Here is an 8,043-nt window from a genome sequence, read left to right on the forward strand (position 1 = left end):
CCGCAAGGCCCTTTCCCCCAAACCCCCTATCCCTTCAACGCCTTCACCATGGTGCTGCCCAGCGCCGCGGGACTGTCGGCGACGTGGATGCCAGCGCTCCGCATCGCGTCCATCTTGTAGGCGGCCGTGTCCTTGCCGCCGGAGATCACCGCGCCGGCATGACCCATGCGGCGCCCTGGCGGCGCGGTCGCACCGGCGATGAACCCGACCACGGGCTTCTTCGTCTTCGAGTGCCTGATCAGCTCGGCGCCGTCCACCTCGCTCTGCCCGCCGATCTCGCCGATCATGATGATCGCCTCGGTCTCGGGATCACCGAGGAACATCTCCAGCACATCGACGAAGTCGAGCCCCTTCACCGGATCACCGCCGATGCCGACACAGCTCGACTGCCCGAGCCCCGCGGCCGTGGTCTGCGCCACCGCCTCGTAGGTCAGCGTGCCCGAGCGCGAGACGATCCCGACCTTGCCGCGGCGATGGATATGGCCCGGCATGATGCCGATCTTGCACGCATCCGGCGTGATCACGCCCGGGCAGTTCGGCCCCACGAGGCGCGAGGACGAACCGTCGAGCACACGCTTGACCCGCACCATGTCGAGTACCGGAATACCCTCGGTGATGCAGACGATCAGAGGCACGCGGGCGTCGATCGCCTCGAGGATCGCGTCCGCCGCGAAGGGCGGCGGCACGTAGATCGCCGACGCCGTTGCCCCGGTCCTCGCGACCGCCTCGGCCACCGTGTCGAACACCGGCAAGTCGAGATGCGTCGTGCCGCCCTTCCCCGGCGTCACGCCTCCGACCACCTTCGTGCCGTAGGCGATCGCCTGTTCGGAGTGGAACGTGCCCTGGGCGCCCGTGAAGCCCTGGGTGATGACCTTGGTGTCGCCGTTGACCAGGATCGCCATGGCTCAGGCCGCCTTCTTCACTTCGCGCACGATCTTCTCGGCCGCATCCGCCAGGTTGTCGGCGGAGACGATCGGCAGCCCGGACCCGGCGAGGATCTTCTTGCCGAGCTCGACATTCGTGCCTTCGAGCCGCACCACCAGCGGCACGTTCAAGGAGACATCGCGCGCCGCGGCCACGACGCCCTCGGCGATCACGTCGCAGCGCATGATGCCGCCAAAGATGTTGACCAGGATCCCTTCCACCTTCGGATCGGAAAGGATGATCTTGAACGCGGCCGAAACGCGCTCCTTGGTGGCACCACCGCCGACATCGAGGAAGTTCGCGGGCTCGCCCCCATAGAGCTTGATGATGTCCATGGTGGCCATCGCGAGCCCCGCGCCGTTCACCATGCAGCCGATATTGCCGTCGAGGGCGACGTAGTTGAGGTCGTGCTTCCCGGCCTCGAGCTCCTTCGGATCCATCTCGGTCTCGTCGCGCAGTGCGGCGACATCCGGGTGGCGGAACAGCGCGCTGTCGTCGAAATTCACCTTGGCATCGAGCGCGACCACATCGCCGGCCTTGGTTACGACCAGCGGGTTGATCTCGACGATGCCGCAGTCGAGCTCGCTGAAGGCACGGTACATCGCCGTGCAGAACGCCACGAAGCTGCCGATCTGCTTGCCCGCGAGCCCGAGCCCGAAGGCGAGCTGACGGCCCTGGAAGGGCTGCAGCCCGACCACCGGATCGACGATCGCGCGCAGGATCCTCTCGGGGTGCGATGCGGCGACCTCCTCGATCTCCACCCCTCCCTCGGTCGAGGCCATCACGACCACGCGGCCGGTGCCGCGGTCGATCAGCATGCCGAGATAGAGCTCGCGCGCGATGTCGCAGCCGTCCTCGACATAGACGCGCTGCACCTTCTTGCCCGCAGCGCCGGTCTGCGCGGTGACCAGCACCTTGCCGATCATCGCGCCGGCCTGCGCCGCGACCTCGTCGACGCTCCTGACGATGCGCACGCCGCCCTTGCCCGTGGCATCGCCCTCGAACCGTCCCTTGCCGCGCCCGCCGGCGTGGATCTGCGCCTTCACGACATAGATCGGCCCGGGCAAGGTCGCCGCGACCTTGGCCGCCTCGTCGGGCGTCCAGGCGACACCACCCCTCAGCACCGAGACGCCATATTTCGCCAGCAGTTCCTTCGCCTGGTATTCATGGATATTCATGACGGCGAAGCTCCTTCAGCGTGCGTCGTTGGCCCGAGGGCCAGCGACGCGGGCCTGATACTCGTGGATGGTCATCCTGCGATCTCCGCTCGGGCGGACAAGGAGAGGCCCAGGTTGCGCTGGCCCAGAACCCTCAGCCGACCAGTTTCCTCGACGCCTCGATCAACTCGCGCACCGCGCCGCAGGACTTCTCGAACGCGACCCTTTCGGCGTCGTTCAACGCGATCTCGACGATCCGCTCGACGCCCGCGGCACCGATCACCACCGGCACCCCGACATAGAGGTCCGTGACGCCGTACTGGCCAGTGAGCCACGCCGCGCAGGGCAGCACGCGCTTCTTGTCCTTGAGGTAGCTCTCGGCCATCGCGATCGCCGAGGCCGCGGGCGCATAGAACGCCGAGCCCTTCTCGAGCAGCTTGACGATCTCGCCGCCGCCATTGGCGGTGCGGGTGACGATCGCGTCCACCTTCTCCTGCGTGGTCCAGCCCATCTTCACGAGGTCGGGGACAGGGATGCCGGCGACCGTGGAGTAGCGCGTCAGCGGCACCATGGTGTCGCCGTGGCCGCCGAGCACGAACGCCGTCACGTCCTCGACCGAGACGTTGAATTCGTGCGCCAGGAACAGCCGGAACCGTGCGGAGTCGAGCACCCCCGCCATGCCGACCACCTTGTGCGCCGGCAGGCCCGACTTCTCCTTGAACACCCAGACCATCGCATCGAGCGGGTTGGTGATGACGATGACGAACGCATCCGGGCAGTGCGCCTTCACGCCCTCGGCAACCTGGGCGATCACGCCGGCGTTCTTCGAGACGAGGTCGTCGCGGCTCATTCCCGGCATGCGCGGAAAACCGGCGGTGATGATCACCACGTCCGCGCCCTTGATCGCGGCATAGTCGGACCCGCCGGTCATCATCGCATCGAACCCGTCCACGGGGCCGGACTGCATGATGTCCAGCGCCTTGCCGGCGGCCACGCCCCCGAACACGTCGAACAGCACGACGTCGCCGAGTTCCTTGAGCCCGATCAGATGGGCGAGCGTGCCGCCGATATTGCCGGCGCCGATCAGCGCGATCTTGTTGCGGGCCATGCAGAGACTCCGGGCTGTGACGGATGGGCGTGGCGGAGTGCCGGGAGTGCGGTGGACGCCTTGCCCCCGACGGGCGCGTTCCCCTACCCCGTTTGCCGCGGCGCGGCAAGAATGCGGGCCGGGCGCCGTCGGGGCGGTCGCTTCCGGTCTCGAGGGACGCCGTGTCGGGTTTCGTTCTGCCGCTCGTGGGGGCACTGATCTGGGGCAGCGCATTCGCAGCCGCCAAGTTCGGGCTGACCGACTGTCCGCCGCTGCTCTACCTCGTGGTCCGGTTCCTCGCCGCAGGGGCGATCCTGCTCGCCTGGGCCGTGCTGCGCGGCGCACGGACCAGCGCGCGCGAGGTCGCGGTGCTCGCGGGACTCGGCCTGCTGAACTTCGCCGCCTATCTCGGCTTCGCCAATGTCGCGCTGCTGGCGGTGCCGTCCGCGATCGTCGCGGCGGTCATCGGGGCGAACCCCGTCGTGGCGGCGGGGCTCGGCGCCGCACTGCTCGGCGAGCGGATCACGAGACGGCTCGCGGCGGCGCTGGCTCTCGGCGTCGCAGGCGTAGCGACGGTGACGCTGCCGCGCGCGCTCTCCGTTCCAGCGGGGCTGTGGTGGGGGTACCCCACGCTGATTGCGTCGCTGGTGTCGTTCGCGCTCGGCACGGTGCTGTTCCGCCGCCACGGCGCGCGCGCCCAGCCGCTGGTCGCGAACGGCGTGCAGACGGCGGCAGCGGGGATCGCGCTGATCCCCGTGTCGCTGGCGCTCGAGCGATGGGACGCGCTGCGTCTGACCGCCCCGTTCGCGCTGAGCCAGACGTGGCTGGTGCTGGTGGTGACGATCGCGGGCTATCTGATCTGGTTCCGCCTGCTGCGCACCGGCACGGTCGCCGCGGCCGCCGCAGTGCAGTTCCTGCTGCCGCCGCTTGGGCTTGCCTACGGGGCGGCGCTGCATGGCGAGGCGCTCACCGCGGCCGATCTCGCCGGCGTGCTGCCGATCCTCATCGCCCTGGCGCTCGCGCGGCAGCGGTAGCGCGGCGACCCGCTTGCCATGTGGCGCGGAGCGGTCCAGACCGGACCCGTCGCGCCATGACCGACCCGATCGCGCTCTACATCCACTGGCCGTTCTGCGCCTCGCGCTGCCCGTACTGCGACTTCAACAGCCATGTGCGCGAGCAGATCGACGAGGCGCGGTTCCGTGCCGCGCTGCTGGCCGACCTCGCCTGGGAGGCCGCACGGCTCGGCCCGCGGTCGCTCGCCTCGATCTTCTTCGGCGGCGGCACGCCCTCGCTGATGTCGCCCGACACCGTCGGCCGCCTGATCGCCGCCGCGAGACGCGCCTTCCCGCCCAGCACCCCGCCCGAGATCACGCTCGAGGCCAATCCAACCAGCGTCGAGGCGGCGAAGCTCGCCGGGTTCCGCGACGCCGGGGTGAACCGGATCTCGATGGGCATCCAGTCGCTCGACGACGCGGCGCTGGCGTTTCTCGGGCGCCGGCACAGTGCCGCCCAGGCACTCGCCGCGCTCGAAACCGCGCGCGCCCTGTTCCCCCGTGCCTCGTTCGATCTGATCTACGCCCGCCCCGGCCAGACGGCGGCAGCGTGGCGCGCGGAGCTGCGCCACGCGCTGGCCTTCGGGCTCGATCACCTCTCGCTCTATCAGCTCACCATCGAGCCGGGCACGCCGTTCGCGCGCCTGCACGCCCGGGGCGAGCTGGCCCTGCCCGACGACGCCCTCCAGGCGGCGCTCTACGAAGCGACGGAGGAGGAGGCCGCGCGCGCTGGGCTCGTCCCTTACGAGGTGTCGAACTACGCCGCACCGGGAGCGGAGAGCCGGCACAACCTCGCCTACTGGCGCTACGACGACTATGCCGGGGTGGGGCCCGGCGCGCATGGCCGCGTGCCGACGCGGGGCGTGCCCAGCGCGACGGTGCGGGTGCGCGCCCCCGAGGCCTGGGCCTCGGCGGTCGAGCGCTGGGGCCACGGGGTGCGGGAGGAGCAGGCGCTGGCGCCTGAAACCCGGGCGCGCGAGGCGCTGCTGATGGGGCTGCGCCTGGCCGAGGGGGTGGCGCCGGAGCGGTTCCGGGCACGGACCGGGGTGGCGCTCGAGGACGCGCTGGAACCCGCGCCTCTGGCGGCGGCGGAGGCGGAGGGGCTGGTGACACGGACGGCGACGGGTGGCTGGGCGGCGACGCGCGCGGGGCGGCTGAGGCTGGATGCGCTGCTGCCGGCGCTGGTGCGATAGCGGCGGGGCGCGGCACGACTCGCGGCCCCCCCCCCGCCGTGTCAGCCAGAGCGGTTGATCGGCGCGAAGCACGCGCGGCGACGATCCGTGCCGATCCAGGTCTGCCGGCCGCCCTTCGCCGGCGCCGACACACTCAGATCGGATCGTTCACCGCGTACAGCGTCTCGTTCGCGCCGATGAACTCGACCCCGTGGGGCAGGTTCGTTCCCTCCGCCCCGAGCGTGCCTCTGACGCGCACGCCACCGGCGACCGCCTCGATCAGGAGGGCTTCAAAGGCGGCATCGAACACCGCCATGTCGTCGCGGCGGCGTGGAGGCCCCTGCACCGGTTCATTGCCCGAGCAGCGCGCTAGAACGGCAGCTTCAGCCCCGGCGGCAACTGCAGCCCGCCCGTGACCTTCGCCATCTCGTCGGCGACCAGCGACTCGGCCTTCGCCTTCGCGTCCGCGATCGCCGCGACCACCAGATCCTCCAGCACCTCGACCTCCTCCGGGTCGATCAGCGCACGGTCGATCTTCACCCGCTTCACCTCGGCCTTGCCGGACATCGTCACGCTGACCATGCCGCCGCCGGCGCTGCCCTGGACCTCGAACTCGGCCAGCCGTGCCTGCATCTCCTCCATGCGCTGCTGCATCGCCTGGGCCTGCTTCATCATCTGGCCGAGATTCTTCATGCGTCGTCCTCGCGATCGGTGATGTCGTCGTAGATCACGTCCGCCTCGGGGCTGCCAGCGGGGGCCGCGTCAGGCGCATCGCCGCCGCGGATCTCGCCGATCACGGCACCGGGAAACGCCTCGAGCACGGCGCGCACCAGCGGATGCGCCTCGACCTCGCGCCGGAGCCGTGCCGCGTCGTCGCGGTCCTGCTCTGCCAGCGTGGCCGCACCGGGTTCCGCCGAGAGCGCGACGGTCCAGCGCCGTCCCGTCGCCTCGCTGAGCAGCGCACCGACACGAGCGGCGAGCTCGCGCGGGGCATCGGGTTCGGGGCGGACCTCGAGCAGCCCGTCCTCGAGCCGGACGAGATGCATGAACTCGGCGATCTCGGCCGCAAGCCTCGCCTCGCGCTTCGCCCCGGCAAGGGCGACGATGTCGCGCAGGCTGGCGATTGCGGATGCCGGGCGTGGCGCGGCGACCGGCGCGGCCTCGGCCCGCACGGCGCCGCCGGCGATCGCACGCAGCCCGCCGCCGCCCGACGGCGCGGCACCGCCCGCGGGCGCGTCCTCGCTGCGCATCAGTCGGTGCGCCAGTTCCCCCGGCGTCGGCAGGTCCGCGACATGGGCAAGCCGGATCAGCACCATCTCGGCGGCGGCGAGGCGATCGGACGCCTCGTTCACCTCCGCGAGCCCTTTCAGCAGCATCTGCCAGGCGCGGCCGAGCTGTGGCACCGACAGCCGCGCGGCGAGCGCCGGTCCGCGCACGCGCTCGACCTCTGCCAGCGCGAGCCCGTCCTGGGCGCCGGGGACCAGTTTCGCGCGCGTCACGGCATGGGTAACGCCGAGCAGGTCCTGCACCACCACCGCCGGATCCGCACCCGCTGCATGGGCGTTCCCGAGCAGCGACAGCGCCTCGGCGAAGCGCCCTGCCATCGTCGCCTCGAACAGGTCCCACACCTGTTCGCGGTCGGCGAGGCCCAGCATGCTGCGCACCGCCGCGGCCGTGACGGGCCCCTCGCCGGCGAGCGCGATCGCCTGGTCGAGCAGGCTGAGCCCGTCGCGCACCGAACCGTCGGCGGCGCGCGCGATCAGGCGCAGCGCCTCCTCCTCGGCGGCCGCGCCCTCCTTGCCGGCGATCTCGGCGAAATGCATGGTCAGCCGCTCGGCCGCGATGCGGCGGAGGTCGAAGCGCTGGCAGCGCGACAGCACCGTGACCGGCACCTTGCGGATCTCGGTGGTGGCGAAGACGAACTTCACATGCGGCGGCGGCTCCTCGAGCGTCTTGAGCAGCGCATTGAACGCCGCCGTCGAGAGCATGTGCACCTCGTCGACGATATAGACCTTGTGGCGCGCACTGATCGGCGCGTAGCGCGCGCCCTCGATCACCACGTCGCGCACGTTCTGCACGCCGGTGTTGGAGGCGGCGTCGATCTCCATCACGTCGGGGTGGCGGTCCTCGGCGATCGCGCGGCAGGAGTCGCAGACGCCGCACGGGGTGATGGTGGGTGCGGTGACGGTGCCGTCAGCGCCGGTGCAATTGAGCGCGCGGGCGATGATGCGCGCGGTGGTGGTCTTGCCGACCCCGCGCACGCCGGTGAGCATGAAGGCATGCGCGATGCGGCCGGTGGCGAAGGCGTTGGCCAGCGTGCGGACCATCGCCTCCTGGCCGATCAGCGCCTCGAAGCCCTGGGGCCGGTACTTGCGCGCGAGCACCCGGTAGGGCGCGGGGCCCTGGCGCGGCGGTGGAAGAGGCGCGGGCTCGGCCTCGCCGAACAGACCCGGACCCTCGGGCGGCGGTGGTTCCTCGGCAGGACTGCCGAACAGGTCGGACATCGCGCCTGCCGCGCCCCCCTTCGTGGACCGTAGGCTCTCGCGGAACGGTGGGAGACTGGCTGAACGACCCGGGCAAGAACCCGTTACGGCTGCTTCCTTCCGGACCTGACCGGGTTGGCGAGAGACACGCCCGCCACCAACCTCCCG

Annotated in this window: 8 protein-coding genes and 1 other RNA gene; 2 read left to right on the forward strand and 7 right to left on the reverse strand. The window is 71.1% G+C overall.

Going from position 1 to position 8,043, the window contains the following annotated elements:
- Window positions 1-26: 26 nt before the first annotated feature.
- The 3 genes from sucD to mdh all read right to left on the reverse strand — a co-directional run bounded on the left by sucD (window position 27) and on the right by mdh (window position 3,189).
- On the reverse strand, window positions 27-902 hold the full coding sequence (gene sucD / locus ACTIFU_RS20800; protein ID WP_439580237.1) for a succinate--CoA ligase subunit alpha: 876 nt from the start codon (window positions 900-902) through the stop codon (window positions 27-29).
- Window positions 903-905: 3 nt separating this feature from the next.
- Window positions 906-2,102 (reverse strand): ADP-forming succinate--CoA ligase subunit beta, encoded by a 1,197-nt coding sequence (gene sucC / locus ACTIFU_RS20805; protein WP_439580238.1) that lies wholly within the window; start codon window positions 2,100-2,102, stop codon window positions 906-908.
- Between the two features lie 133 nt (window positions 2,103-2,235).
- Window positions 2,236-3,189: a malate dehydrogenase gene (gene mdh / locus ACTIFU_RS20810; RefSeq protein ID WP_439580239.1), complete on the reverse strand. Its 954-nt coding sequence runs from the start codon at window positions 3,187-3,189 to the stop codon at window positions 2,236-2,238.
- Between the two features lie 161 nt (window positions 3,190-3,350).
- Here mdh and ACTIFU_RS20815 point away from each other — a divergent pair, with 161 nt between their 5' ends.
- Together ACTIFU_RS20815 and hemW are read left to right on the forward strand one after the other, a co-directional pair.
- On the forward strand, window positions 3,351-4,202 hold the full coding sequence (locus ACTIFU_RS20815) for a DMT family transporter (protein WP_439580240.1): 852 nt from the start codon (window positions 3,351-3,353) through the stop codon (window positions 4,200-4,202).
- Between the two features lie 56 nt (window positions 4,203-4,258).
- Window positions 4,259-5,413 (forward strand): radical SAM family heme chaperone HemW, encoded by a 1,155-nt coding sequence (gene hemW / locus ACTIFU_RS20820; RefSeq protein ID WP_439580241.1) that lies wholly within the window; start codon window positions 4,259-4,261, stop codon window positions 5,411-5,413.
- 133 nt (window positions 5,414-5,546) lie between these two features.
- On the opposite strand, the gene ACTIFU_RS20825 is transcribed toward hemW, so the two are convergent.
- From ACTIFU_RS20825 to ffs, 4 genes are all read right to left on the reverse strand, one after another.
- Window positions 5,547-5,708, reverse strand: coding sequence for a hypothetical protein (locus ACTIFU_RS20825; RefSeq protein ID WP_439580242.1), 162 nt, complete (start codon window positions 5,706-5,708; stop codon window positions 5,547-5,549).
- A 53-nt stretch (window positions 5,709-5,761) separates the two neighbouring features.
- Entirely contained in the window at window positions 5,762-6,085 is a 324-nt protein-coding gene (locus ACTIFU_RS20830; protein ID WP_439580243.1) for a YbaB/EbfC family nucleoid-associated protein, read from the reverse strand.
- On the reverse strand, window positions 6,082-7,896 hold the full coding sequence (locus tag ACTIFU_RS20835; RefSeq protein WP_439580244.1) for a DNA polymerase III subunit gamma/tau: 1,815 nt from the start codon (window positions 7,894-7,896) through the stop codon (window positions 6,082-6,084). The genes ACTIFU_RS20830 and ACTIFU_RS20835 overlap by 4 nt, the downstream gene beginning before the upstream one ends.
- A gap of 49 nt (window positions 7,897-7,945) precedes the next feature.
- An RNA gene (gene ffs / locus ACTIFU_RS20840) (signal recognition particle sRNA small type) lies at window positions 7,946-8,039 on the reverse strand.
- Window positions 8,040-8,043 lie beyond the last annotated feature (4 nt).

Source organism: Elioraea sp. (assembly GCF_051860475.1).
GTDB lineage: Bacteria > Pseudomonadota > Alphaproteobacteria > Acetobacterales > Acetobacteraceae > Elioraea.